This is a genomic window from Streptomyces sp. NPDC055955 (assembly GCF_042270245.1).
GTDB lineage: Bacteria > Actinomycetota > Actinomycetes > Streptomycetales > Streptomycetaceae > Streptomyces.
This window is the reverse complement of the sequence record NZ_JBHJYS010000011.1, coordinates 120,191-145,412: the sequence shown is the minus strand read 5'-3', so window position 1 is coordinate 145,412 and position 25,222 is coordinate 120,191. Positions and strand designations below refer to the sequence as shown.

The window sequence follows — 25,222 nt, the reverse complement described above, 5'->3', positions numbered from 1 at the left end:
GACGTTCGCCATGCCGCGATGGCGTGTACCCCTGCGCGCGCCCGTAGCGCTCGCCGCGGCCGGACTGCTGCTGTCCGGCTGCGCCAACCCGAGTGTCGGCAGCGCCGACGACGACCCGACGAAGCCCGTGACGCTGAAGTTCTGGCACGGCTGGTCGGCCCCGGGCGAGGTGAAGGCGATCAACGACTCGATCGCCCGCTTCGAGAAGCTCCACCCGAACATCAAGGTGGAGGCCACCGGGAACGTCACGGACGCCACCATCAACCAGGCGCTGCGGGCCGGAGGCGACGAGGCCCCCGACGTGGTGACCTCGTTCACCACCAACAACGTGGGCCAGTACTGCGACTCCGGCATGTGGGCGGATCTCGACCCGTTCATGAAGAAGAGCGGCCTCGACAAGGCGAAGGTCTTCCCCAAGACCCTCCTGGACTACACGAGTTACGACGGCAACCAGTGCGCCCTGCCGCTGCTCGCCGACGCGTACGGGATGTACTACAACAAGGACGCGTTCGAGGAGGCGGGCATCAGCCGGCCGCCGCGGACCATGTCCGAGTTCGAGGCCGACGCCAAGAAGCTCACGAAGCGTGCGGGCAACTCCTACCGGCGCGTCGGCTTCATGCCGAACTTCCGCCTGTACCAGAACAGCCCCGACCGGCTCTTCGCCCAGTGGGGCCCCACGTACTTCGATTCCAAGGGCGACTCGCGGCTCGCGAAGGACCCCGCCACGTACAAGTTCTTCGACACCACCCACAAGCTCGTCGAGGCACAGGGCGGCTACAACGCCCTGGAGCGCTTCCGCACGTCCTTCGGCGACGAGATGTCCACGCAGAACGCGTTCATGAACGGCAAGCTGGCGATGCACCTCGACGGCGAGTGGCGCGGCCTGATGATGAACGAGGCCAAGGTCGGCTTCGACTGGGGCGTGGCACCGCTGCCGGTCCCCGACGACCAGGCCGAGACGTACGGGCGCGGCTATCTCACCGGCACCGTCGCGGGCATCGCACACAGCAGCAGGCACCAGAACGCGGCCTGGGAGCTGGTCAAGTACCTGACCGCCGACACCGATCAGGTCGTCAGCTTCGCCAACGCGATCCACAACGTGCCGTCCACGTTCGCCGCCCTCAAGTCGCCGAAGCTGGACGCCGATCCGACGTTCCGCACCTTCCTCGACATCGCGCAGAACAAGTACAGCCAGGTCATGCCGCCCTCCACCAACGGCGGCATGTACGTCACCTCTCTGCAGGACTTCTCGTACTCGGTCGAGGCGGGCAAGGTCCACGACCTCAAGAAGGGGCTGCGCGAGCTCGACCGGCAGATCGACGCCGACACCCTTCAGTCGAAGAGCTGAGGAGCGGGAGCCCCATCATGGCCTTGACACTGTCCAATCCCACGCGGCGCAGACTGCGCACGCTCGGCTTCCTCTCCCCCTGGCTGATCGGCTTCAGCGTCTTCTTCGCGTACCCGCTGATCGCCACCGTCTACTTCTCCTTCATGCACTACAACCAGATCCAGAAGCCCGACTTCGTGGGGCTGCGGAACTGGAAGTACGTCTTCGAGCAGATGCCGCTGTTCGGTCCCGCCCTGTGGAACACGCTGTGGCTGGTCGTCGTGATGGTGGCCCTGCGGGTGGTGTTCGGGCTCTCGCTCGGACTGCTCATCACGAAGATCAAGACCGGCGCCGGCTTCTTCCGTACGGCCTTCTACCTGCCGTACCTGGCCCCGCCGGTGGCGGCGACCGTCGCCTTCGTCTTCCTGCTCAACCCCTCGACGGGACCGGTCAACGAGGTCCTCGCGCACCTCGGTATCACCGGCCCGAACTGGTTCAACGACGCCGCCTGGGCCAAGCCGTCCCTGGTGATGCTCTCGCTGTGGGGCATCGGCGACCTGATGGTGATCTTCATGGCCGCCCTGCTCGACGTACCCAGGGAGCAGTACGAGGCCGCGGAGCTGGACGGCGCGGGCGCCTGGTCGAAGTTCCGGTACGTGACCTGGCCGTCGATCACTCCGATCGTCATGTTCGCCGTCGTCACCGGCGTCGTACAGACGATGCAGTACTACACGCAGGCCCTGGTCGCCGGAAAGATCGCCTCCGGCGTCTCCATCGGCCCCGGCAGCGTCATCCAGCCCGGCTACCCGGACCACTCGACGCTCACCGTCCCGCAGCTCGTCTACTCGATGGGCTTCCAGAACTTCAACACCGGCGCGGCGTGCGTTCTCTCGCTCGTGCTCTTCGCCATCGCCATGGCCGTGACCATGCTGCTCATGCGCAAGCGCTCGGGTCTGCTCGCGGCGGAGGACTGATCAGGATGACGACTACGACACTCAGCCCCACCCCGGCCGCGGTTCCCGCGCAGGCCCCGCCCGCGCGCGGCCCCGCCGCCGCACGCGCCCGCCGCAAGCGCGTCCTGCACTGGATCGCCGTGCACAGCGTCGCGATCGCCGTCGCGCTGCTGTTCATCCTGCCGTTCGTGTTCGTCTTCCTGACGTCGGTGATGAGCGACAGCCAGGCGATGAGCGGCGACCTGTGGCCGGACTCCTGGCACTGGGAGAACTACCGGGCCGTCTTCGAGACCGACGGCTTCCTCGACTGGTGGAAGAACTCCCTGCTCTACGCGGGCCTCGGGACGCTGTTGACCGTGTGCTCGGCGATCCCCGTCGCGTACGCGCTCGCCAAGTTCCGCTTCCGCGGCCGCCGGACGGCGATGATCCTCGTCATCTCGACGATGATGCTGCCGCCGCAGGTCATCGTGATCCCGATGTACCTGGTGTGGGCCCAGCAGTTCCATCTGTCGGGCACGCTGTGGCCACTGATCATCCCGATGGCGTTCGGCGACGCGTACTCGATCTTCCTGCTCCGTCAGTTCCTCCTGACGATCCCGAAGGAGTACATCGAGTCGGCCAAGGTCGACGGCTGCGGTGAGCTGCGGACCCTGCTCAAGATCATCGTTCCGATGGCCAAGCCGGGCATCGCCGCGATCGCGCTGTTCCAGTTCTTCTACTGCTGGAACGACTACTTCGGGCCGCAGATCTACGCGGCCCAGAACCCCGCGTCCTGGACGCTGTCGTACGGCCTCGAGTCCTTCAAGTCCGCACACAGCGTCAACTGGAACCTGACGATGGCCGCGACACTCCTCGTGATGGCGCCGGTCTGCATCGTCTTCTTCTTCGCACAGAAGGCCTTCGTCGAAGGCGTCACCCTCACCGGAGTAAAGGGCTGAGAACCGATATGAAGCTCGCCGTGGTCGGCGGAGGCTCGACCTACACACCCGAACTCATCGACGGATTCGCGCGGTTGAGGGACACTCTGCCGATCGAGGAGCTCGTGCTCGTCGACCCGGCGGCCGACCGCCTGGAACTGGTCGGCGGTCTCGCGCGGCGCATCTTCGCCAAGCAGGGCCACCCCGGCGTCATCCGTACGACGAGCGACGTGGACGCCGGTGTGGCCGACGCCGACGCCGTCCTGCTCCAGCTGCGCATCGGCGGCCAGGCCGCCCGCGACCAGGACGAGACCTGGCCGCTGGAGTGCGGCTGCGTCGGCCAGGAGACGACCGGCGCGGGCGGTCTCGCGAAGGCGCTCCGCACGGTGCCGGTGGTCCTCGACATCGCCGAGCGGGTGCGCCGCGCGAACCCGAACGCCTGGATCATCGACTTCACCAACCCGGTCGGCATCGTGACCCGCGCGCTGCTCCAGGCCGGGCACAAGGCCGTCGGTCTGTGCAACGTCGCGATCGGCTTCCAGCGGAAGTTCGCGCGGCTGCTCGACGTGACGCCGTCGCAGGTCCACCTCGACCACGTCGGCCTCAACCACCTCACCTGGGAGCTGGGCGTCCGCCTCGGCGGCCCGGACGGCGAGAACGTGCTGCCGCGCCTGATCGGCGAGCACGGCGACGCCATCGCCGAGGACCTGCACATGCCCCGCGCGATCGTGGACCGCCTCAGGGTCGTGCCCTCCTACTACCTGCGCTACTACTACCAGCACGACGAGGTCGTGCGGGACATGCGCACCAAGCCGTCGCGCGCCTCCCAAGTGGCCGCGATGGAGAAAGAACTGCTGGAGATGTACGGCGACCCGACGCTCGACGAGAAGCCTGAGCTGCTCGCCAGGCGGGGCGGCGCCTTCTACAGCGAGGCGGCCGTCGACCTGGCGGCGTCCCTCCTCGGAGGCGGCGGCTCCCCGTACCAGGTCGTCAACACGTACAACAACGGCACACTGCCGTTCCTGCCCGACGACGCGGTGATCGAGGTACAGGCGGCGGTCGACGGCAAGGGCGCGAGGCCGCTGGCCGTACCCGCGCTCGACCCGCTGTACGCGGGCCTCGTCGCGCATGTCACCGCTTACGAGGACCTGGCACTCGAAGCCGCCCTGCGCGGCGGCCGCGACCGTGTCTTCAAGGCACTCCTCGCGCATCCCCTGGTGGGCCAGATCGACTACGCCGAGCAGCTCACGGACCAGCTGATCGCCCACAACCGGGAGCACCTCGCGTGGGTCTGAGCTCTTCTGTGAACGGCTGGGTGCTGGCGATCGACGCCGGCAACAGCAAGACCGACGTCGCGGTGGCCGCGGCCGACGGCACCGTCGTCGGCGCGGCCCGCGGCGGCGGGTTCCAACCGCCCAAGGTGGGTGTCGAGGCCGCCGTCGACGTGCTCGCCGAGGCCGTCGACCGCGCGCTCGCCGAGGCGGGCACGACCACGGTGGGACACGTCTCGGCGTGTCTGGCCAACGCCGATCTCCCCGTCGAGGAGAGGGAGTTGGCGGCTGAGCTGCGTACGCGCGGCTGGGCCGCCTCCGTCGACGTGCGCAACGACACCTTCGCCGTCCTGCGCGCCGGGCTCCTCAAGGACTCCGAGCCACGCGGCGTCGCCGTCGTGTGCGGCGCCGGCATCAACTGCGCCGGGATGCTGCCCGACGGACGCACCGCCCGCTTCCCCGCGATCGGCAAGATCTCCGGCGACTGGGGCGGTGGCGGCGGCCTCGCCGAGGAGGCCCTCTGGTACGCGGCGCGCGCCGAGGACGGCCGTGGCGACACGACCGCCCTGATGCGCTCCCTGCCCGCGCACTTCGGGCTCCCCTCCATGTACGCGCTGATCGAGGCGCTGCACCTGGGCCGCATCCCGATGGAGCGACGGCACGAGCTGACGCCGGTGCTCTTCGCGACGGCAGCGGACGGCGACCCGGTGGCCCGCGCCCTGATCGACCGCATGGGCGACGAGGTCGTGGCCATGTCCGTGGTGGCCCTGGACCGGCTCGGCCTGCTCGACGAGGAGGCGCCCGTGCTCCTGGGCGGCTCGGTGCTCGCCGCACGTCATCCCCAACTCGACGACCGGATACGGGAGATGCTGGCCGCACGCGCCCCGAAGGCGGTGCCGCGCGTGGTCAGCGCACCGCCCGTCCTGGGCGCGGTGCTGCTCGGCCTCGACGCCGTGGGGGCGGACGAGGACGTGCACGCCCGCGTGCGGGCGCACTTCGGGGGCTGAGCGGGCCCCGGCGGCACGCGCTGCCGCGCCCGGCGCGCGCGGAGGGAACCGATCGGATTCTCCCTTCGTGTTCAAGGGCAGGGGGCTGCACGACGGCGGTCGAGGGGGCGGTCGGTTTGGTGCGTTCGCACGGGAATCCGAACAAGATCCAGTCAATGGCTGTGCGGATGTCAGTCCCGGCGGCAATACTTGCGGCCGTGCACCTTCGCCCGCGCTCCCCGCACGCCGGACGGAAGTGCCGGCCGATGACCATGGGGGAGGTCGAGTGAACAACCCGCCGAACGGCAGCGCGGCGCCGCCGGGGACGGTCGGCGCGCCCACCGTGCCGTCCGTGCCGCCGCAGGTGCGGCCGCCGCACGCGCAGGGCCCGAAGCCCGTCACACCCCCGCGCAGCACCGCGTGGGCGGAGGGCGTCGACCGGGTGCGCGCCGCGGCGACGACGGAGCCGGGGCGCCTGCGCATCATCGGCGCCGTACTCGCCCTGCTCGTCGTGGCGTTCGGCGCGGTCACGGCCTGGCAGACGACCGACCGCTCGGCCGCCGCGGACGACGTCCTGCACAGCAGTCAGCCCCTGAGCGCCGACGCGGCGGACATCTACCGCTCGCTCGCCGACGCCAACACGGCGGCGTCCAGCGGCTTCCTGGCGGGCGGCCAGGAGCCGGCCGAGACGCGCGACCGGTACGAGAAGGACATCAGGACGGCCGCGGCCAAGCTGGTGACGGCGGCGGCGAACTCGGACCCCGACTCCCCCTCCACCGCGGCCATTTCGAAGCTCAACAAGCTCCTGCCGCAGTACAAGGGCCTCATCGAACGCGCCCGGGCGAACAACCGGCAGGGCTTCCCTCTGGGAGGCGCCTACCTGCGGTACGCGAACGAGACGATGCAGGAGCAGATGCTCCCCGCGGCCGAGGACCTGTACAAGAAGGAGAACGAGCGGCTCCGCTCGGACTACGACAGCGCCACGCCCTACCCCTGGGCCGCGATCGGCCTCGGCGTCGTCGCGCTCGGCGCGCTCGCCTGGGCCCAGCGGCGCAACTACCACCGGACGAACCGCGTGCTCAACCACGGCCTGGTCGCCGCGACGGCCGCGTCCACGGTCGTCCTCCTGTGGCTCGTCGTCGGCCACAGCGTCGCCCGCGCGGGACTCGACGAGTCGTACGACCACGGCGTCCGCTCGCTGAACGTGCTGCACGACGCGCGCATCGCCTCCCTCAAGGCGCGGGGCAACGAGAACCTGACGCTGGTCAGCCGCGGCGCCGAGACCGTCGAGGTCAAGGGCGTGGCCGAGGACGCCTTCGACGTGGACTACCAGAACCAGATGAAGACGCTCGCCACGAAGCTCGGGGACGCGGCGAAGCTCGCCGACGACAGCACGGGAAAGCGGCCCGTGCAGGCCGCGGGTGACAACATGCGGGCGTGGCAGGACCGCCACAAGGACGCGCGCGAGCAGGACGACGCGGGCAACTACCAGGGGGCGCTCGACAAGGTGATCGGCTCCGCGCAGGACAAGCCGACCCGCGAGTGCTTCGACAACGTCGACAAGGAACTGCAGTCCGCCCTGACGCACGAGCAGGCGGAGTTCAAGCAGGCGGCCACCGACGGGCGCGGCGCGATGACGGGGCTCCCGGTGGGTGCCGCGGTACTCGCCGTGCTGGGCGCGGCGGGCGCCGTGCTCGGCATCGGACGCCGGCTTTCGGAGTACCGGTGAGAGGGGGCGGGACAGCCATGAGCGCACGACGTATGCGGACCAGCCTGCGCGGCTGGGGCGGTGTGGCGGCCATGGCGGTCGCCTGTGCCCTGACCGCGGTCCTCGCGCTGCTGCTCCCCCTGACCCGGGGCGCCGGCGTCGACGGAAGCACGGGTGTCGGCGGCCCCGGTCTGGCCACGGGCGTGCAGGCCAGGGCCGACAACTGCACCGATCCGGAGCGGAGTCTGAAGCCGTCCGGCGACGAGTCGGGTGCGGCGGTCGAGGCCATCAAGAAGCGCGGCTACCTCATCGTCGGCGTCGACCAGAACAGCTACCACTGGGGCTACCGCGACCCGAACAAGAAGTCCAGCGAGCTCGAGGGCTTCGACATCGACCTGGCGCACGAGATCGCCCAGAAGATCCTCGGCGACCGCGACCTGATCCGGTTCCGCGCGATCCCGACCAACCAGCGCATCCCCGCGATCAAGCACGGGAACGTCGACATGGTCGTCCGCACGATGACGATCAGCTGCGAGCGGCTCAAGGACGTCGCCTTCTCCACGGCCTACTTCCAGACCGGGCAGCAGGTGCTGGCGCCCAAGACCTCCTCGATCACGGGGTACGACAAGTCGCTCGCGGGCAAGCGGATCTGCACGGCGGCCGGCTCGACCGCCTTCGACCGTCTCGACGCGGACCGGAAGGCGGGCACGCTGGCCCCCGGCGCCGACATCTCCACGACGGTGCCGAACCAGCTGGACTGCCTCGTCAGGCTGCAGCTCGGCGAGGTGGACGCCGTGGTGACGGACAGCGCGCTCGCCGCGGGCCAGGCCGCGCAGGACCCGACGGTCGAGCTCAAGGGCACGCCGTTCACCAAGGAGTTCTACGGCGTGGCGATGAAGCGCGGCACGGACGACCTGGTACGCCGGGTCAACCAGGTCCTGGAGGACTTCCGCAAGGACGGCGGCTGGCAGGACTCGTACGACACGTGGCTCAAGGACGGTCTCGGCGCGTCCTCCGGGCCGCCCGCACCGAAGTACAAGTAGCCCCGGCCGGGCGCTACTTGCGGCACTGCACAGCGACGGCCGACGGCAGTCGGCGGCAGCGATGTGAACGGAGAGGTGATCGATGGGCGTCACGGGACCCCCCAATCCGGTGATGGACCGGGACGAGGTGGACCGTGCGCTGGCGCGGCTCGGCGCGGAGCACGAGGCGATCGAGACGTCACTGTTCGCCCTCCAGGACCACGCGGGCCGCAGACTCCTCGAAGGCGCGCGGCTGACCGGCACCACTCAGGAGCGCTGGGCGGCCGCGGACCAGGCCATCACCCTGCTGTGGACGTACTTCGACGCGTACACCGCCGCGCTGCGCTCCGCTCGTGAGATACGGGCGCGGCGCCGCTGGTCGAGCCGTGAGGACCTCGTCGAGCTGACCGAGCTGCTGCGCGGCGAGAGCGTGACCGTCGCCGGAAGCGGCCCCTCCACGCCCGCGTCGCTCACCGGCCCCGCCCGGCTCAGCGACCGGTTCACGCTCGCCGACCTGGTCGAGCGGATGAACGACCTGTACGCGAGCTCGCTGGACATGGTGGTCGCCGCCGACGCCGTCTGGTCGGCGCTGCCCGCCCGCATAGACCTCCTCGCCGCCGAGCTGGGCCGCACGCGCCAGCTCGCGCACTCCGTCGGCGTACGCCCCGGTGAGCACCCCTCGGGCGACGACCTGGAGCGGATCACGCACGCGCTGGCGCGGCTGCGGGAGGACGTCGTGTCCGATCCGCTGGCGTACTGGCGCTCCGGGAGCGGGAGTTCGGCGCCCGGCGGTGGCCGTCCCGACACGACGGCGTACGACCGTGAGGCACGGGCCCTGGAGGAGGTGCGCCGGGAGATCGACGCGGTGCTGACCGTGCGCCAGGACGCGGAGGTCCGGCTCGGCAGGCTGCGGGACGTCCTCTCGCGCGCCGACCGCACGCTCGCCGAGGCGCGGACCGCGCGCGGCGAGGTCCTCGCCAAGATCGCCGCGTTCGAGGTGCCCGCGGTCAGCGGCCCGCCGACGGCGCTCCAGGAGCAGCTGGCGACGGCGGCCGAGTACCGCAGATCCGCCCAGTGGCACCGGCTCTCACCGCTTCTGGAGACGCTGGAGACTCGGGCCGAGGACGAACTCCTGCGGGCCCGGGAGTCGTTGACGGCGGTCACCCAGCCCTTGGCGGTCCGCGCCGAGCTGCGCGGCCGCCTCGACGCGTACAAGGCGAAGGTGGCGCGGCTCGGCTTCGCCGAGGACCCGCTGCTCGTGGAGCGCTACGACGCGGCCCGGCGGATGCTGTGGAGCGCACCCTGCGACCTGCGGGCGGCCGAGGACGCGGTCCTGCGGTACCAGCGGGCGGCCGCCGACGTATTGGTCCCGCGGGTGCCCGATCAGGGCGGTCCCGCCGACCGGAGGGGGGAATCATGAGCGAGCAGCGGCAGTGCCAGCGCCCCGGGTGCGCGGGGTCGTACGAGGACGTGGGCGGCGGGGAGCTGTACTGCGACACCTGCGGTCTGGCCCCGGTGGTCTCGCCGACGGGGATGGTGACGTCGCCGCCGACGGGCGTCACGGTCGGCGGCCGTGGCTCCAACAGCTCCAGCGCGCGCAGCAGTTCACGGTCCTCTCGGGCCAGTTCGCGCTCCTCGCAGTCGCGCCGGTCCGTCTCGGGCCGTCTGTCGCGCTCGCTGTCGGCCGGTTCGCAGGGGTCCCGGTCGGTGTCCGTGCGCAGTTCGGGCGCCTCGGCCGCGTCCTCGGGGCGCGGGCGCCTCGGCGCCGGGCTGGTCCAGGTGCCGGACGTGCCGCGGCCCGACCCGCGGGCGATGATCCAGGAGAACCCCGAGGTCCCCGAGCGGAAGCGATTCTGCTCGCGTTCGGACTGCGGGGCGCCGGTGGGCCGCGCGCGCGGGGACCGCCCGGGCCGCACGGAGGGGTTCTGCACGAAGTGCGGCCACCCGTACTCGTTCGTGCCGAAACTGCGCACGGGCGACATCGTCCACGGCCAGTACGAGGTGGTGGGCTGCCTCGCGCACGGCGGGCTCGGCTGGGTCTATCTCGCCGTGGACCGCGCGGTCTCCGACCGCTGGGTCGTCCTCAAGGGCCTCCTCGACACGGGTGACCAGGACGCGATGGCCGCGGCGATCTCGGAGCGCCGCTTCCTCGCCGAGATCGAGCACGCGAACATCGTCCGCATCTACAACTTCGTCGAGCACCTCGACCAGCGCACCGGCTCCATGGACGGCTACATCGTCATGGAGTACGTCGGCGGCAAGTCCCTGAAGGAGATCGCCAACGGACGCCGCACGCCGGCCGGCAAGCGCGACCCGCTGCCGGTCGAGCAGGCCTGCGCGTACGGGATCGAGGCGCTGGAGGCCCTCGGGCACCTGCACAGCCGCAACCTCCTGTACTGCGACTTCAAGGTCGACAACGCGATCCAGACGGAGGACCAGCTCAAGCTCATCGACATGGGCGCGGTCCGCAGGATGGACGACGACGAGTCGGCGATCTACGGGACCGTGGGCTACCAGGCACCCGAGGTCGCGGACGTCGGCCCCTCCGTCGCCTCCGACCTGTACACGGTGGCGCGCACGCTGGCCGTCCTGACCTTCGACTTCCAGGGCTACACGAACGTCTTCGCGGACTCGCTGCCCGACCCCGACAGCATCGAGGTCTTCCGCACGTACGAATCGTTCTACCGGCTCCTCGTACGCGCCACCGACCCCGACCCGGCCCGCCGGTTCGCGTCCGCGCAGGAGATGGCGGAGCAGCTGACCGGCGTGCTGCGCGAGGTCGTGGCCCTCCAGACGGGCCGTCCGCGCCCGGCCCTGTCCACGCTGTTCGGGCCCGAAGTCAAAGTCACGGACACGGAGTTGTTCGCGCAGCTGAAGGACGAGGTGTCGCGGCTCGGGGTCCGGGCGGAGCCGGTGCGGCGCAGGGGGCGGGGCGCACGACAGGCTGCACCCGCGCTCCCGCCGGCCGGCGTGCCCACCGCGCTCCCCGGCGCCCCGGGCACACCCGCCTCCCCCGGCTCGCTGGTGAAGCCTCTCGACGCCGCCATCACCGCGCTCGCGCTCCCCGTGCCGAGGGTCGACCCGGGCGACCCGAACGCCGGGTTCCTCGCGGGACTGATGGCGTCGGCGCCGGGCGAGCTCATCACCGCGCTGCGCGCCGCGCCCGCCGCCTCCGTGGAGCTGCGCCTGCGCGAGCTGCGGGCCCGCCTCGAGATGGGCGAACTGATCTCCGCCGCCCATGCGTTGACAGAGCTGGAGGCGCAGCACCCGGACGACTGGCGGGTCGTCTGGTACCGCGGGGTCGCGGCGCTCGCGACCGGCGACCACACGAACGCGGCCCTGTCGTTCGACGCGGTCTACGACGCGTTCCCGGGCGAGCCCGCCCCGAAGCTCGCGCTCGGGGTGTGCGCGGAGGTGCTCGGCCAGCTGGACAACGCGGCGGAGTACTACCGCCTCGTCTGGGCCACCGACCCCAGTTATGTGAGCGCCGCGTTCGGCCTGGCCCGGGTGCAGCTCGCCGCGGCCGACCGGCACGGCGCCGTGCACACCCTGGAGTCCGTGCCGGAGTCGTCGATCCACTACACGGCGGCCCGGGTCGCCGCGGTGCGGTCCAGGCTGCGGCAGCGGATGGCGGAGGCGGCCGTCGCGCACGGGCCCCTGCTCGACGACCTGACGGCCGCGGCGGGCCAGGTCGAGGCGCTGGACGGGTTCGGCCTGGACGCGGTGCGCCGGGAGCAGTTGTCGACCGAGGTCCTCGGTACCGCGCTCGACTGGGTACTCTCCGGTGGTCAAGGTTCCGCTCCACGCCAGGGACCCGTGAGAACCCTGGTGCTGGGGAACGACCTGGACGAGCGGGGGCTGCGACTCGGCCTCGAGCGCTCGTACCGGACACTGGCCAGGCTCGCTCAGGTTGGCGAGGAGAGGATCGAACTGGTGGAGCGGGCGAACCGTTACCGTCCACGAACGTGGGTGTGAGTTGATGTCGCAGATGCCTCGGCCGACGGCCATGTCGACGTGCCCCAGCTGCGAGGAGCCACTCGAGTCGGGTGACCGCTTCTGCGGCGCGTGCGGGTACGACCTGTCGGCGGTGCCGGCCCCGCCGGACGACCTGCCGACGGTCACCCTGAGCACGGACGGCGCGGCGCCGGCACCGACGCCCGCCGTGGAGTGGCCGGCCGCCCCCGAGCTCGACAGCTCCGACACCCCGGCGCCCGTGCATCTGCCCACCGACCTGCCGGGCACCGACTCGGGCGGTTCCGAACTGCCGTCGTCCGTCCGCTTCGACGGGGTTCCCGAGCAGGCCGGCGAGTCCGCCGGCGCCGGCGACTACACGCTGCCCGCGCCCGACCCGCGTACGGCGCCGCCCGAGGCGCTCGCGACCCCGCCCGCGGGCACCAAGCTCTGCGTGGCGTGCCGGGCCGGGCACGTCGACCGCGACGGCTACTGCGAGAACTGCGGGCACGCGCAGCCGCGCGAACGCGACCACATGGAGCAGGAGTTGGGCGCGGTCGCCGCGGTCAGCGACCGGGGGCTGCGCCACCATCGCAACGAGGACGCGTTCGCGATCGCGTCGGCCGCGCTGCCCGACGGGACGCCGTCCGTCGTGTCGATCGTCTGCGACGGCGTCTCCTCTGCGACCCGTCCCGACGAGGCGTCCCTGGCCGCGTCGCGCGCCGCGAGCGAGGCGCTGCTTGAGTCCCTGCCGCGCGGCACGCATCCGCAGCAGGCCATGCACGACGCGATCGTCGTGGCGGCCGAGGCGGTCAACGTCCTGGCGCAGGAGCCCGGTTCGGCCCGCGAGCACGCCCCGCACCAGAACGCGCCCGCGTGCACGCTGGTCGGCGCGGTCGTCGCCAAGGACCTGCTGATCGTCGGCTGGGTCGGCGACTCGCGCGCCTACTGGGTGCCCGACGACCGCACGGCCCCCGCCGCCCGCCTCACCGAGGACGACTCGTGGGCGGCGCAGATGGTCGCGGCGGGCCTGATGAACGAGGCGGAGGCGTACGCGGACGAGCGCGCGCACGCCATCACGGGCTGGCTCGGCGCGGACGCGTACGAACTGGAGCCGCACACGGCCTCGTTCAAGCCGGACCGCCCCGGTGTGGTCGTGGTGTGCACGGACGGGCTGTGGAACTACGCGGAGGCCGCGGAGGAGATGGCCAGGGTCATCCCGGCCGACGCGGCGCACCGCCCGCTGCACAGCGCCCAGGTCCTCGTGGGCCACGCGCTCGACGGCGGCGGCCACGACAACGTAACAGTGGCGGTGCTGCCGTTCCCCGTCCCGCCGCAGGGGGCAGGATCGGTCTAGGGCCTTTCGTCCGGATCGGGCCGGACCAGGGAACGGGGCGCGGTGCCAGGACCCGCGAGCCCGGCACGATCCGGACGAAAGGCCCTGGCGACGCGGGGAAGTCGCCGGATCGTCGGGGAAGTTCCACGAGGCGCACGAAGGTGCAGGGGGGACCAACAACCATGGCCAACTTCTCGAAGCCGAGCGTTCCGCAGTTCTCGGTCGACGTCTATCAGAACGAGTTCCTGCCGGAGGGCGGTCGTGAGGTCAACGCGATCGTGACCGTGACGTCGACGGGCGGCGGCACGGTCGGCGGCGCGGTGGCCGCTCCGCAGTTCTACGCCGCGGGCCGGGGGGCCGACGCGGCGGTCGCCCTGATGGTCGACTGCTCGGGCTCGATGGACTACCCGCCGACGAAGATGCGCAACGCCCGTGACGCCACGGCCGCCGCGATCGACACCCTGCGCGACGGTGTGCACTTCGCCGTGATCGGCGGGACGCACGTGGCGAAGGAGGTCTTCCCGGGCGGTGGCCGGCTCTCGGTCGCCGACGCACGGACCCGTGACCAGGCCAAGCAGGCACTGCGCAAGCTGTCCGCGGGAGGCGGCACGGCGATCGGCACCTGGCTGCGCCTCGCCGACCGGCTGCTGTCGGCGGCCGACGTCCCCGCGTCCTCGGTGCGTCACGGCATCCTGCTGACCGACGGGCGCAACGAGCACGAGTCGCCCGAGGACCTGAAGGCCGCGCTCGACGCGTGCGCGGGCCGCTTCACGTGTGACGCGCGGGGCGTGGGGACGGACTGGGAGGTCAAGGAGGTCACGGGGATCGCCTCGGCCATGCTCGGCACCGCCGACATCGTCGCGGACCCGGCCGCCCTGGCCGCCGACTTCACTCGGATGATGGAGACGGCGATGGGCAAAGAGGTCGCGGACGTCGCGCTGCGGCTGTGGACGCCGCTCGGCGCCGAGATCAAATTCGTGAAGCAAGTGGCGCCCACCGTCGAGGAGCTGACGGATCGACGCGTCGAGGCGGGGCCCCGCGCGGGCGACTACCCGACGGGTTCGTGGGGCGACGAGTCCCGCGACTACCACGTGTGCGTGCAGGTCCCGAACGCCGAGCTCGGCCAGGAGATGCTGGCCGGCCGCGTCTCGCTGGTGGTCCCGGGCGCCGACGGCAGCGCGCAGACCCTCGCGCAGGGACTCGTACGGGCCGTGTGGACGGACGACATGACGGCGTCCACGTCGATCAATCCACAGGTGGCGCACTACACAGGTCAGGCGGAACTGGCACAGGTCATCCAGCAGGGTCTGGATGCCCGCAAAGCGGGCGACGCGGACGGGGCGACGGCCAAGCTGGGACGCGCCGTACAGCTCGCCGCGGCCTCCGGGAACGCGGATACGGCCAAACTGCTCTCGAAGGTGGTGGACGTGGTCGACGCCGCGGAAGGTACTGTTCGATTGAAGGCCAAGGTCGCCGAGGCCGACGAAATGACCCTCGAGACCCGGTCCACCAAGACTGTCCGTGTCAAGAAGTGATGACGTAGCGAAGTAACGGAGGGGGAAGCGCCGACATGCCGACCTGCCCGAACGGACACCAGTCGGGTTCCGACGACTGGTGCGAGGTCTGCGGTCACCGCATGGCCGGTGCCGTACCCCCGCCCCCTCCGCCGCCGCCCCCGGCCGCCGGTTACGGCTACCCCCAGGGTGGCCAGACCCCGCCTCCCGGCTACGGCTACCCGCCGCCGGGGAACACGGGGCAGTCCGCTCCGCCGCCGCCCGGCGCTGGTCCCGAGCTGTGCCCGCAGTGCCGCACGCCCCGTGAGGGCGGCGCGCCGTTCTGCGAGGAGTGCCGGTGGAACTTCCTGACCAACACGGCCACGTCCTACACGCCGGCCGCGCCGAACCCGCCGGCTCCCGGCCCCGGCGCGGGCGCCGGTCAGGGCCCCGTCGGCCCGAACCCGGCGCTCCGCTTCCAGCAGCCGCCCGGTCCCGGTGACTCCTTCGAGTACCAGGGCTCGCGGCCCTCGCAGATGAACCGGCCCGCCGAGCCGATCCCGCCGTTCGGCGGCGGCCCGGCACAGGCCCCGCCGCCCCCGCCGGGTCCCCGCACGGGCGGCGCCCCGCAGGCGTTCCAGCAGCCGGGTCCGCCGGCCCCGCCCGCGTTCCCGCAGGAGACCGGCCGCCCGCAGGGTCCGCCGCCGCCTCCGCCCGGTCCGTCGGGTCCGTCGTTCGGCGGCGGTGACGACTGGGTGCTCTCGCCCCCGTCGGCCCCGGCGCAGCAGGGTCAGGGTCCGGGCGCGACCGAGGCGCCGGGCGGCCCGCAGGGCTTCCCGCCACCGCAGCAGACCCAGGCCCCGCAGGCGCCCCAGGGTTTCCAGCAGCAGCCCGCGTCCTGGAGCGCGACGATCGGCCCGGACCGTGAGTACTTCATGGCGATGATGCACCGCAGCGGGCCCGAGGCCTCGGGCCTGAACCTGCCCGCGTACTCGCCCGAGCAGCAGCGCCGGCTCACCGGGAACCAGATGACGATCGGCCGTCGCCGCCACTCCACCGGCGACACCCCCGACATCGATCTGTCGGTGCCGCCGGAGGACCCGGGCGTCTCGCACCAGCACGCCGTGCTGGTGCAGCAGCCGGACGGATCATGGGCGGTCGTCGACCAGAACTCGACGAACGGCACCACGGTCAACGGCGGCGACGACCCCATCCAGCCCTTCGTCCCCGTGCCGCTCCAGGACGGCGACCGGGTGCACGTGGGCGCCTGGACGACGATCACGATCCACCGGGGCTAGGGCCTGTCGTCTCACATCCGGTCGGGACGCAGCGACCAGGCGTACGGCCCTTCGGGGTCGTCCAGCCAGGCCCACTCCTGCTCACCGCTGACCGTGACGCCGAACCGTTCCCGCACGGGCCGCCCCTCCCGCTCCCACAGGGCGAGGGCCTCGTGCGGGTCGAGTCGGCCCGCGGTCAGCGAGAGCAGGAACCGGAAGAGGTCGTCGGCGAGCACCCTGCGGGGCAGCCCGCCGATGTGCTGCACCGGTTCCTCGCCCTGCGTCCCGCCACGCAGGGGCACGAAGTAGGCGGGCGTGTGCAGGAAGCGGCCCTCGGCATGGCCGGCCTCGCCCACCGTGAGCAGGATCAGGCCGGTCGCGAGGGGCGCCAGGATGCGTGCCCCGGGCCGGCACTGCGCGGGCCAGGCACTGGGCACGGCCCGGAGCGCGCACGTCGCGATGATCCGGTCGTAAGGGGCGTGCTCGGGGCAGCCGACCGCGCCGTCGCCCGTGACGACATGAGGCCGGAAGCCCGCCGCGGCGAGATGCCGGCGCGCGGACTCGGTGATCTCCGGGTCCAGGTCGACGGTGGTGACGTTGTCGTCGCCGGCGCGGCGGGCGAGCAGCGCGGCGTTGTAGCCCGTGCCCGCGCCGATCTCCAGGACGCGGTGTCCCTCGCGTACGTCCAGTTCGACCAGCATCCGCGCCATCAGGGACGGCTGGCTGCTGGACGAGATCAGTTCCCCGTCGCGCACCCGGGTGGCGAGCGGCTCGTCGGCGTAGGCGCCGCGCAGCCAGCGCTCCCGCTCCCGCACGTCGGGGTCCTCGCGCCACAGCCGCCGGTAGCCGGCCGGCGCCGGAAGGTAGTAGTAGGGCACGAACACATGGCGCGGGACCTGCTCGAACACCTCGCGCCAGGCCGGGTCGCCGTCGAAGGCCCCGCTCACGGCGATCTCCCGCACGAGCGCTGCCCGTGCCGCGTCGGCTCCCGCATCCGGGTCCGTGCCCTGTGCGCCCATGCGTCCACTGTGCTGTGCCGGGGGCGGAAGAGCGAGCCCCCGTCCGGGGTGTAGTCGGGTGCGGGGAGGGCAGGGCCTAAGCCTCAAGTCCTCGTCCCGGTCGTCTGAGACGATGGACACGTGCTGCATTCCCGGGGGACGACCCCGGACCCCCGGCCGGAAAGGCATCGGGGTGACCCGAGCGAGAGTTGTGAGGCCCACCGACGTGACCGAGATTCCGCGCGGCACGCTTCAGGAGCAGACCTTCTACGAGCAGGTCGGCGGCGAGGAGACCTTCCGGCGCCTGGTCCGCCGCTTCTACGAGGGCGTCGCCCAGGACCCGCTGCTGCGGCCGATGTACCCGGAGGAGGATCTGGGTCCGGCCGAGGAGCGCCTCACCCTGTTCCTGATGCAGTACTGGGGCGGCCCCCGCACCTACAGCGACAACCGGGGCCACCCTCGCCTGCGGATGCGGCACGCGCCGTTCGCCGTGGACCGTGCGGCGCACGACGCGTGGCTGCGGCACATGCGGACCGCGGTCGACGAGCTCGGCCTGTCCGAGGAGCACGAGCACACGCTCTGGAACTACCTGACGTACGCCGCGGCCTCGATGGTGAACACGGAGGGCTGAGACGCCGTTATCCGACGCGCCGCCCCCGGTATCCGGTTCAAACCCCTTCCCCAACTCCGTTCGCTCTGAAAGCATCCGGACAGACTTTCGGGGGATGTGCGGCGTAGAGCGGGTACGGGGGCAGGGGTGTCAGGATTTGTTCTCCTTCGGGTGCGCGCGCACCGGTTGCTCCTGACGGCTGCGCTGCTCGCGGTCCTGCTGACGACGTCGGTTCTCGCGATGCTCAGCGCCTTCTCGGGCGCGATCGGTGACGCCTCCCTGCGCAACAGTCTGCTCACCCGCGACGCGGCGACCACGGCGCTGACGGTCAAGGCCGATGTGCCGGCCGAGGGCCGCGAGGCGGCGGACGCGGCGGTCCGGTCCGGGGCGCGGGACACCTTCGACGGTCTGCCGGTGCGGGTGCGGACACTGATGAGGTCGGGCCCGTACGCACTGCCGCGCTCCCTCCAGTCGCCCGCCGCCCGCTCCGGGAACCCCGACCTGACCCAGTTCGCGGCGCTGGAGCGCGGCGAGGTCCGCATCACGAAGGGCCGCGCGCCCAGGGCGGCACAAGGATCCAAGGCGTCACAGGGGGCGAAGGCGCCCGTCGAGGCGGCGCTCCCCGAGATCGCCGCCCAGCGGCTGAAGCTGCGCCCCGGCGACCGGCTCACCCTGAAGGACCGCATCGGCGGCCCCACGGTGTCGGTCGTGCTCACCGGCGTGTACCGGCCCGTCCGGCCGACCGCCCCCTACTGGACGCTCGACGACCTCGGCGGCCGCGGCATCCAGAAGATCTCCTTCACGACGTACGGGCCGCTGCTCGCCGCCCCCGCCGACCTCGCGGCCGGCCGGGTCTCCGCCGGGAAGTCGGCCTGGCTGGCGTCGGCGGACTTCTCGTCGGTGACGACGTCGGACATCGACACGCTGAGCACCAGCGCCCGCGCAGGCACCAGGGCGCTCCTGCACGAGAAGGCGCTCGCGGGCACGACCGGGGTGACCACCTCGCTGCCGGAGACGCTCGACCGGGCGGAGCGCGCCCTGCTCGTCTCCCGCTCCACCCTCCTCATCGTCGCGCTCCAGCTCGTCCTGCTCGCCACGTACACGCTGCTGCTGGTCGCCCGGCTGCTGAGCACGGACCGGGCGGGCGAGACATGGATGCTGCGGGCGCGCGGCGGTTCGCGGGCCCGGGTGACCTCGCTCGCGGCCGTCGAGGCGTCGCTGCTCGCGCTGCCCGCCGCCGTGTGCGCGCCGCTCCTCGCGGGCCCGCTGGTCCGGCTGCTGTCCTCCTGGGGTGCCCTGTCGCGGATCGGGCTGCGGCTCGACGTGAGCGCCGACCGCGGGGTGTGGCTCGTCGCCGTGGCGGTCGCGGTGGGCTGCGCGCTCGCCGTGACGGTGCCCTCGCTGAGTGCCGCCGGCCCCGAACGCGCTCGGGCCAAGGCCCTGCCCGCCCCGCTGCGGGCGGGCGCCGACGTCGGACTCCTGGTCATCGCGGCCGTGGCGTACTGGCAGCTGGACCGGCAGACGTCCGGTTCGGGCACGCTCAGCAGCAACGCCTCGGGCACCCTCGGCATCGACCCGCTCCTCGTCACGGCCCCCGCCCTGGCCCTGCTCGCCGGTACCGTCCTGACGCTGCGGCTGCTGCCGCCGGCCGCGAAGCTCGCGGAGCGGCGCGCGGCCGGGGGGCGCGGGCTGCCGTCGGCGCTCGCGGGCTGGCAGCTCAGCCGCCGCCCGCTGCGCGGCGCGGGCCCCGTCCTGCTCCTCGTACTCGCCGTCGCCATGGGCATGTTGGCGATCGGGCAGGGCGCGTCCTGGAACCGCTCGCAGGAGGACCAGGCGGACTTCCGGGCGGGCGCCTCCATCCGTGTCCTCGCGCCGGGCGGCGGACTCGGCCAGGCCGGGGTCTACGCGGCGGCTCCCGGAGTACGGGACGCGGCTCCCGCCCTCCGCACGACGATGCCCCTGCCCGGAAGCCGCGAGGCGACGCTCCTCGCTCTCGACTCGGCGCACGCCACGGACCGCTTGATGCTGCGGGACGACCTGTCCGCGAAGTCACCGTCGCAGCTGCTGTCGTCGCTGCGCCCCGGCGGCGACGGCCGCTCGCCCGGCGTCGTGCTGCCCGCCGACGCGGTCGGCGCCTCCCTCACGCTGCGCCTGAGCACGCCCGCCCGTCCGCACGAAGCCTCACCGTCCGATGTGCGGGGCACCGTCACCGCGACGGTCGAGGACCGCTACGGCGTCCCGTACCAGGTGTTCCTGGACGACCTGCCCGCCGACGGGCGCGCGCACCGGCTCACGATGGACCTCGGCGGGGAAGGCTCCTCCTCATCCGACCGGCCCGCGACCCCGCTGACCCTCACCGGCCTGGCCCTCGACATCAACCAGTCCGTCACCGAGACGGTGAAGCACCGTCTGACGTTCGAGGGACTGCGCGCCGTGAACGCGGCCGGGGCGCAGCAGTCGCTGAAGCCGGGGACGCGGTGGCGGGCGTTCGTGCGGGGCGGCGGGGAAGACATCCGCGACAGCCGGCCCAGCGCCCCCGTGGTCGGGCGTGCGTCGGGCGGCGGCGTGTCCGTCGGGTTCGACACCGGGCGGCTGAATCCGGCGGCCGTCCCGTTCGGATCGCCGACCAGCATGAGCGTCCGGCTCACCGCGAAGCGCCCCGTGGTCGAGGAGGTCACCGCCGTGGCCACCGACCGCTTCCTGAGCTCCTCCGGAGCGCGGGTCGGATCCACGGTCGCCGTGCCCGTCGACGGCTCGCCCGTCAAGGTGCGGATCTCCGCGAGCGTGCGCGCCCTGCCCACCACGGGACCCGAGGCCGGGGCCGACACCACGGCCGGGACGGCCACCGGCCCCCAGTCCGCCGACGGGGGCGCCCTGTTGCTCGATCTGCCCACCTTGAACCGGGCGCTCGCCGACCGGCACAAGGACACCGTCCTGCCCGACGAGTGGTGGCTGAGCACCGAGCCCGGCCGCAGTGCCGAGGCCGCCGCCGCGCTGCGCGCCCGCCCCGACGCCGACCCGGCGCAGGTCGTCGTGCGGTCCGAGATCGCCGAGTCGCTGCGTGACGACCCGCTCGGCGCGGGACCGCAGTCGGCGCTCGCCGCGGCCGCCGTCGCCGCCGCCCTCCTCGCCGCCGTCGGGTTCGCCGTGAACACGGCGGGCTCGATGCGCGAACGCGGCAGCGAGTTCGCGATCCTGCGGGCGCTCGGCGCGCCCCGGCGCCAGCTCGCCCGTCTCGTCGCCGCCGAGCAGGGCATCCTGGTCGCGCTCGCCCTCCTGGTGGGGCTGGCCCTGGGCTCGTTCCTCACGAGAGCCGTGGTGCCGCTCGTCGTACTGACCGGGCAGGCCGCCCAGCCGATGCCCCGGGTCCTGGTCGAACTGCCGTGGGGGCAGGTCCTGTCGCTCCTCGCGGGCGTCGCCGTGACGCCCGTCCTGATCACCGCGGGCATCGCCCTGCGCCGACCGCCGGACGCCGCCATCACACTGCGCCGCCAGGGGAGTGAGTGACATGACGCCACCGACCGTCGCCCCCTGGGTGCGCACCCGCCTGCGCGCCGCGCCCGGCGCCGCCTGCGCGCTCGCCCTCCTGGTCGCCCTCACGTCGTGCCTGGCCGCCGTCTTCCCGCGCGCCGTCCAGGACTACGAGGACGCGGGCCTGCGCCACGCGGTCTCGGCCGCGTCACCCCAGCGCACCGTCCTCGACCTCACCACCGCACAACCCGGCATCGAACAGGAGGCGGACGCGCGGGACGAGATGATGCGCACCAAGTCCCTGCGCGCCGCGTACGACAAGATCGTCGGCTCCCTGCGCGCGCCGCTCGCCGTGGACGAGGCGCAGTCCTCGTACGGGCTGCGCACCACGGTGCAGCTGGCGGCGACCACCGACAGGTGGCTGCCGCGGCCCGACGGGCTGCCCGCCCAGTTCACGCTCTCCGCGCAGAGCGGCCTCGCCCGGCACAGCACGGTCGCGGCGGGTCGGCTGCCGCGCGCGGGCAAGGTCACCTGGGAGACGCCCGAGGTGGAGGGCGCGGTGACGACCGCGACCGCCAAGGCGCTGCACATCGAGCCCGGTTCGGTGATCCACGTGCCCGCCCTGATGAAGGGCTACGTGTCCGTGCGCATCACCGGTGTCGTGAAGGCGAGGGATCCCGAAGCCTCGTACTGGGCGGCCAACCCGGTCCTCGCCGCACCGTCGCTGCGTCAGACCGAGACGATGCCTCCCTCGAATTTCTGGGTCGGCGGGATCCTCCTCCCGCCCGACGCGGCGCCCGCGCTGATCGGCACGGCCGGCGACCCCGAGCAGTTCTGGCAGCTCGCGCCCGACCTGGGTGCCCTCGACTCACGCACCATGCCCGCCCTCAAGTCCGCCCTCGCCTATACGAAGGACGGCCCGGGCCTGCTCGCGGTGCGCCGGGCCACGGGCGGCGAGACCGAGGTCGCCACCGGCCTCGGCGAGTTCGTCACCGGCTACCAGGACCTGCGGTCCCGTATCGGCCCGGTCGTCTCCGTCGCCGCGTACGGCACGGGCACGGTCGCCTGCATCGTGCTCCTGATGGCGGGCGGCCTGGCCGCCGAGCGGCGCCGCGCCGAGTTCACCGTCCTGCGCTCGCGCGGCGGCTCGGTGCGCGGGCTCGCCGGGCGGCTGCTCGCCGAGACGGCCGTCGTCGCCGTGCCCGCGGGCACGGCCGGTCTCGCGCTCGCGCTGCTCGTGATCCGGCACGGCCGCTGGCAGCCCGCCGTGTTCGCGGCCGCCGCGGTCGTCCTGCTCACCTGCCTCGCCCTGCCCCTGCGCGCCGTCGCCGCGCATCACCGCGTCCACGTGGGCGGCGCGCGCGACGACCTCGCCCACGCCCGGCCCTCACGCCGCCGCACCGTCGCCGAACTCACCCTGCTCGTGCTGGCGGTCGCGTCCATCGTGGCGCTGCGCCGCCGGGGCACGTCCGACGGCGGGGACAGCCTCGTCGCGCTCGCGCCGGTCCTGGTCGGTGTCGTCGCCGCGTTCGTCCTGGTCCGCGTCTACCCGCTGCCGCTGCGCTGGCTGGCCCGCCCCGCCGGGCGGCTGCGCGGCGTCGTCGGCTATCTGTCGCTCGCGCGGACGGGCCGCGCGAGCGCCGGTGCCGGTACAGCCGTACTCCCCCTGCTCGCGCTGCTCACGGCCCTGACGACGGCCGCGTTCGGCGGTTCGGTCCTCGCGGGCATCGGCCACGAGCGGGACCGGGCGGCGGTTCTCGCGACCGGCGCGGACGCCCGCGTCGAGTCCGGCTCCGCGCTGCCCGCCGCGCTCGCCGGGCAGGTCCGGAAGATGCCCGGGGTGCGGGACGTGTCCCCGCTGACGCTGCGGTACGACGCCGAGCCGAAGGACGGCAAGCGCAAGGTGCCGCTCGCGGTCGTGAACACGGCGTCGTACGCGCGTCTGGCCGCCCGTACGGACCTCGGGCCGTTCCCCGCCGGCGCGCTGACGACGGACGCCGCGCAGGCCGGCACCCCCGCGTCGCCGCTTCCCGTGCTGGCCTCCCCCTCGATGCGGGACGTCTTCGGGACCGGACCGTTCTCTCTGTGGCTGGACGGCGAGGACGTCGTGCTGCGCATCTCCGAGGTCCGTACCACGACACCCGCCCTGTCCGACGACTTCCTCGTGCTCGACAGGGCGGCCCTGGCCCGCCGGGTCGGCATCGGCGAGAAGGCCAACGAGGACATCGCGTCCCGTTACCTCCCCAGCTCCCTCCTCGTCACCGGCGACCACATCGACGGACCCGCCCTGCGCAAGGCCGCGGGCTCCAAGGTGTCGGTGCGGCTGCGCGCCACCGAACGCGCCCGGTACGTCGACTCCCCCCTCCAGACCGGCGCCGCCCGCGTCTACTCGGCGGCCGTCCTCACCGGCGCGGGGTACGCGGCCCTCACCCTGCTCCTCGCGCTCGCACGCGCCGCCCCCGAACGCACCGCGCTCCTCGCACGCCTGCGCACCATGGGCCTCACCCGCCGCCAGGCCCGCCGCCTCCTCGTCCTCGAAGCGCTCCCCCAGGCCGCGCTCGCCGCGGCGGGCGGCGCCCTCACGGGGTGGGCGGCGATCCGGCTCCTCTCACCGGGCGTCGACCTGACGGGTCTGGCCCTGGCGACGGCCGGTGACGGGGGCCCCGTGGCGCAGCTGCGCACCGACGCCCTGTCGCTCCTGCTGCCCGCGCTGTGCGTCGTCCTGCTCGCCACGGCCGTGGCCGCCGGGCAGGCCTGGTGGACCGGGCGGCGGGGATTCGTCCGGGAGCTGAGGGCGGGGGAAGCGTCATGAACCGAAGGCGACAGCAGGCGTACGACGTCACCACACCGACAGGATCGGCAACGTCAGCGGCGAGGGCCGAAGGGACACCGGGAGAGACACCATGACCACCACCGACCCCACCCTCGCCGATCTCGAACGGCGCGCCGCGGACCGCCGCGAGCAGCCCGCGTACGGCCATGACGCCCTGATCACCTGCGACCGGCTGGTGCGGATCTTCTCCACGGACGGCGTCGAGGTGCAGGCGCTCCAGGGGCTCGATCTCCTGGTGCGCGAGGGCGAGTTGATGGCTCTGGTCGGCGCGTCGGGCAGCGGCAAGTCGACGCTGATGAACATCCTCGCGGGGCTCGACGAGCCGACGGCGGGCGCGGCGAAGGTCGCGGGCTGCGACCTGCTCGCGATGGGCGCGAAGGAACGTCTGCGCTACCGCAGGGACATCGTCGGCTTCGTCTGGCAGCAGACGGCCCGCAATCTGCTCCCCTACCTGACAGCGGCTCAGAACGTGGCGCTCCCGATGCAGTTGAAGGGCGGCACCAAGCGCGCGCACAAGTCCCGGCGGGCCGTGGAACTCCTCGACCTGCTGGGGGTCGGCGACTGCCGCGACCGGCGCCCGCAGGCGCTGTCGGGCGGCCAGCAGCAGCGCGTCGCCATCGCCGTGGCGCTCGCCAACGAACCGTCGGTCCTGCTCGCCGACGAGCCGACCGGCGAACTGGACTCCCACACGGGCGAGCAGATCTTCGCCGCGTTCCGCACGGCGAACGAGGAGCTGGGCACGACCATCGTGATCGTCACGCACGACCAGACCGTCGCCTCCGAGGTCCGCCGCACGGTCGCCATCCGCGACGGCCGCACCTCGACGGAGGTCCTGCGCCGCACGGAGGTCGACGCGACGACGGGCCAGGAGTCCCTGATCTCACGGGAGTACGCGATGCTCGACCGCGCGGGCCGGCTCCAGCTCCCCGCGGACCACACGCGGGCGCTGGGAATGCGGGACAGGGTGCTCCTGGAGCTGGAGGAGGACCACATCGGGGTGTGGCCGGACGACACCGAGCCGGGCTGATCCCCGAGCCGGGCCGATCCGTCAGCCGGGCCGATCCGTCAG

General features: G+C 72.9%; 17 protein-coding genes. 16 read left to right on the top strand and 1 reads right to left on the bottom strand.

All coding sequences use genetic code 11. The features are described from left to right. Positions 1-10 precede the first annotated feature (10 nt). The 12 genes from ACFC96_RS22940 to ACFC96_RS22885 all read left to right on the top strand — a co-directional run bounded on the left by ACFC96_RS22940 (position 11) and on the right by ACFC96_RS22885 (position 16,262). Positions 11-1,348 carry an ABC transporter substrate-binding protein gene (locus ACFC96_RS22940; protein WP_376613873.1) on the top strand — a complete coding sequence of 446 codons (1,338 nt, stop codon included), beginning with the start codon at positions 11-13 and terminating at the stop codon, positions 1,346-1,348. 17 nt (positions 1,349-1,365) lie between these two features. Then, the gene (locus tag ACFC96_RS22935) at positions 1,366-2,301 is read left to right on the top strand and encodes a carbohydrate ABC transporter permease (RefSeq protein ID WP_376256253.1); all 936 of its coding nucleotides are present in this window, start codon (positions 1,366-1,368) and stop codon (positions 2,299-2,301) included. A gap of 5 nt (positions 2,302-2,306) precedes the next feature. Beyond that, positions 2,307-3,218, top strand: coding sequence for a carbohydrate ABC transporter permease (locus ACFC96_RS22930; protein WP_376256255.1), 912 nt, complete (start codon positions 2,307-2,309; stop codon positions 3,216-3,218). Between the two features lie 8 nt (positions 3,219-3,226). Continuing rightward, positions 3,227-4,492, top strand: coding sequence for a 6-phospho-beta-glucosidase (locus tag ACFC96_RS22925; RefSeq protein WP_376613871.1), 1,266 nt, complete (start codon positions 3,227-3,229; stop codon positions 4,490-4,492). After that, on the top strand, positions 4,483-5,475 hold the full coding sequence (locus ACFC96_RS22920) for an N-acetylglucosamine kinase (RefSeq protein ID WP_376256259.1): 993 nt from the start codon (positions 4,483-4,485) through the stop codon (positions 5,473-5,475). Before ACFC96_RS22925 ends, ACFC96_RS22920 begins: the two co-directional genes overlap by 10 nt. Before the next feature lie 265 nt (positions 5,476-5,740). After that, positions 5,741-7,183, top strand: coding sequence for a hypothetical protein (locus tag ACFC96_RS22915; protein WP_376613869.1), 1,443 nt, complete (start codon positions 5,741-5,743; stop codon positions 7,181-7,183). Positions 7,184-7,200: 17 nt separating this feature from the next. Continuing rightward, positions 7,201-8,205 carry a glutamate ABC transporter substrate-binding protein gene (locus ACFC96_RS22910; RefSeq protein ID WP_376256262.1) on the top strand — a complete coding sequence of 335 codons (1,005 nt, stop codon included), beginning with the start codon at positions 7,201-7,203 and terminating at the stop codon, positions 8,203-8,205. A gap of 82 nt (positions 8,206-8,287) precedes the next feature. Further along, positions 8,288-9,604, top strand: coding sequence for a hypothetical protein (locus ACFC96_RS22905; protein ID WP_376256264.1), 1,317 nt, complete (start codon positions 8,288-8,290; stop codon positions 9,602-9,604). Further along, positions 9,601-12,159 carry a tetratricopeptide repeat protein gene (locus ACFC96_RS22900; RefSeq protein WP_376613867.1) on the top strand — a complete coding sequence of 853 codons (2,559 nt, stop codon included), beginning with the start codon at positions 9,601-9,603 and terminating at the stop codon, positions 12,157-12,159. The genes ACFC96_RS22905 and ACFC96_RS22900 overlap by 4 nt, the downstream gene beginning before the upstream one ends. 4 nt (positions 12,160-12,163) lie before the next feature. Continuing rightward, on the top strand, positions 12,164-13,492 hold the full coding sequence (locus ACFC96_RS22895; RefSeq protein ID WP_376256268.1) for a PP2C family serine/threonine-protein phosphatase: 1,329 nt from the start codon (positions 12,164-12,166) through the stop codon (positions 13,490-13,492). Positions 13,493-13,653: 161 nt separating this feature from the next. After that, on the top strand, positions 13,654-15,006 hold the full coding sequence (locus ACFC96_RS22890) for a VWA domain-containing protein (RefSeq protein WP_376613865.1): 1,353 nt from the start codon (positions 13,654-13,656) through the stop codon (positions 15,004-15,006). A gap of 35 nt (positions 15,007-15,041) precedes the next feature. Beyond that, on the top strand, positions 15,042-16,262 hold the full coding sequence (locus tag ACFC96_RS22885; protein WP_376613863.1) for an FHA domain-containing protein: 1,221 nt from the start codon (positions 15,042-15,044) through the stop codon (positions 16,260-16,262). Positions 16,263-16,273: 11 nt separating this feature from the next. Here the strand turns inward: ACFC96_RS22885 and ACFC96_RS22880 are convergent, their stop codons facing one another. Then, positions 16,274-17,260, bottom strand: coding sequence for a methyltransferase domain-containing protein (locus ACFC96_RS22880; protein ID WP_376613861.1), 987 nt, complete (start codon positions 17,258-17,260; stop codon positions 16,274-16,276). Between the two features lie 205 nt (positions 17,261-17,465). On the opposite strand from ACFC96_RS22880, the gene ACFC96_RS22875 reads away from it, so the two are divergent. The 4 genes from ACFC96_RS22875 (at position 17,466) to ACFC96_RS22860 (ending at position 25,180) form a co-directional block, all read left to right on the top strand. Next, positions 17,466-17,870, top strand: coding sequence for a globin (locus tag ACFC96_RS22875; protein ID WP_376613859.1), 405 nt, complete (start codon positions 17,466-17,468; stop codon positions 17,868-17,870). Between the two features lie 126 nt (positions 17,871-17,996). Next, a complete protein-coding gene (locus ACFC96_RS22870) occupies positions 17,997-21,356 on the top strand; it encodes an FtsX-like permease family protein (RefSeq protein WP_376613857.1) in 3,360 nt (1,119 codons plus the stop codon). A 1-nt stretch (position 21,357) separates the two neighbouring features. Then, entirely contained in the window at positions 21,358-24,132 is a 2,775-nt protein-coding gene (locus tag ACFC96_RS22865; protein ID WP_376613856.1) for an FtsX-like permease family protein, read from the top strand. 91 nt (positions 24,133-24,223) lie between these two features. Then, a complete protein-coding gene (locus ACFC96_RS22860) occupies positions 24,224-25,180 on the top strand; it encodes an ABC transporter ATP-binding protein (RefSeq protein WP_376256282.1) in 957 nt (318 codons plus the stop codon). Positions 25,181-25,222: the final 42 nt, after the last annotated feature.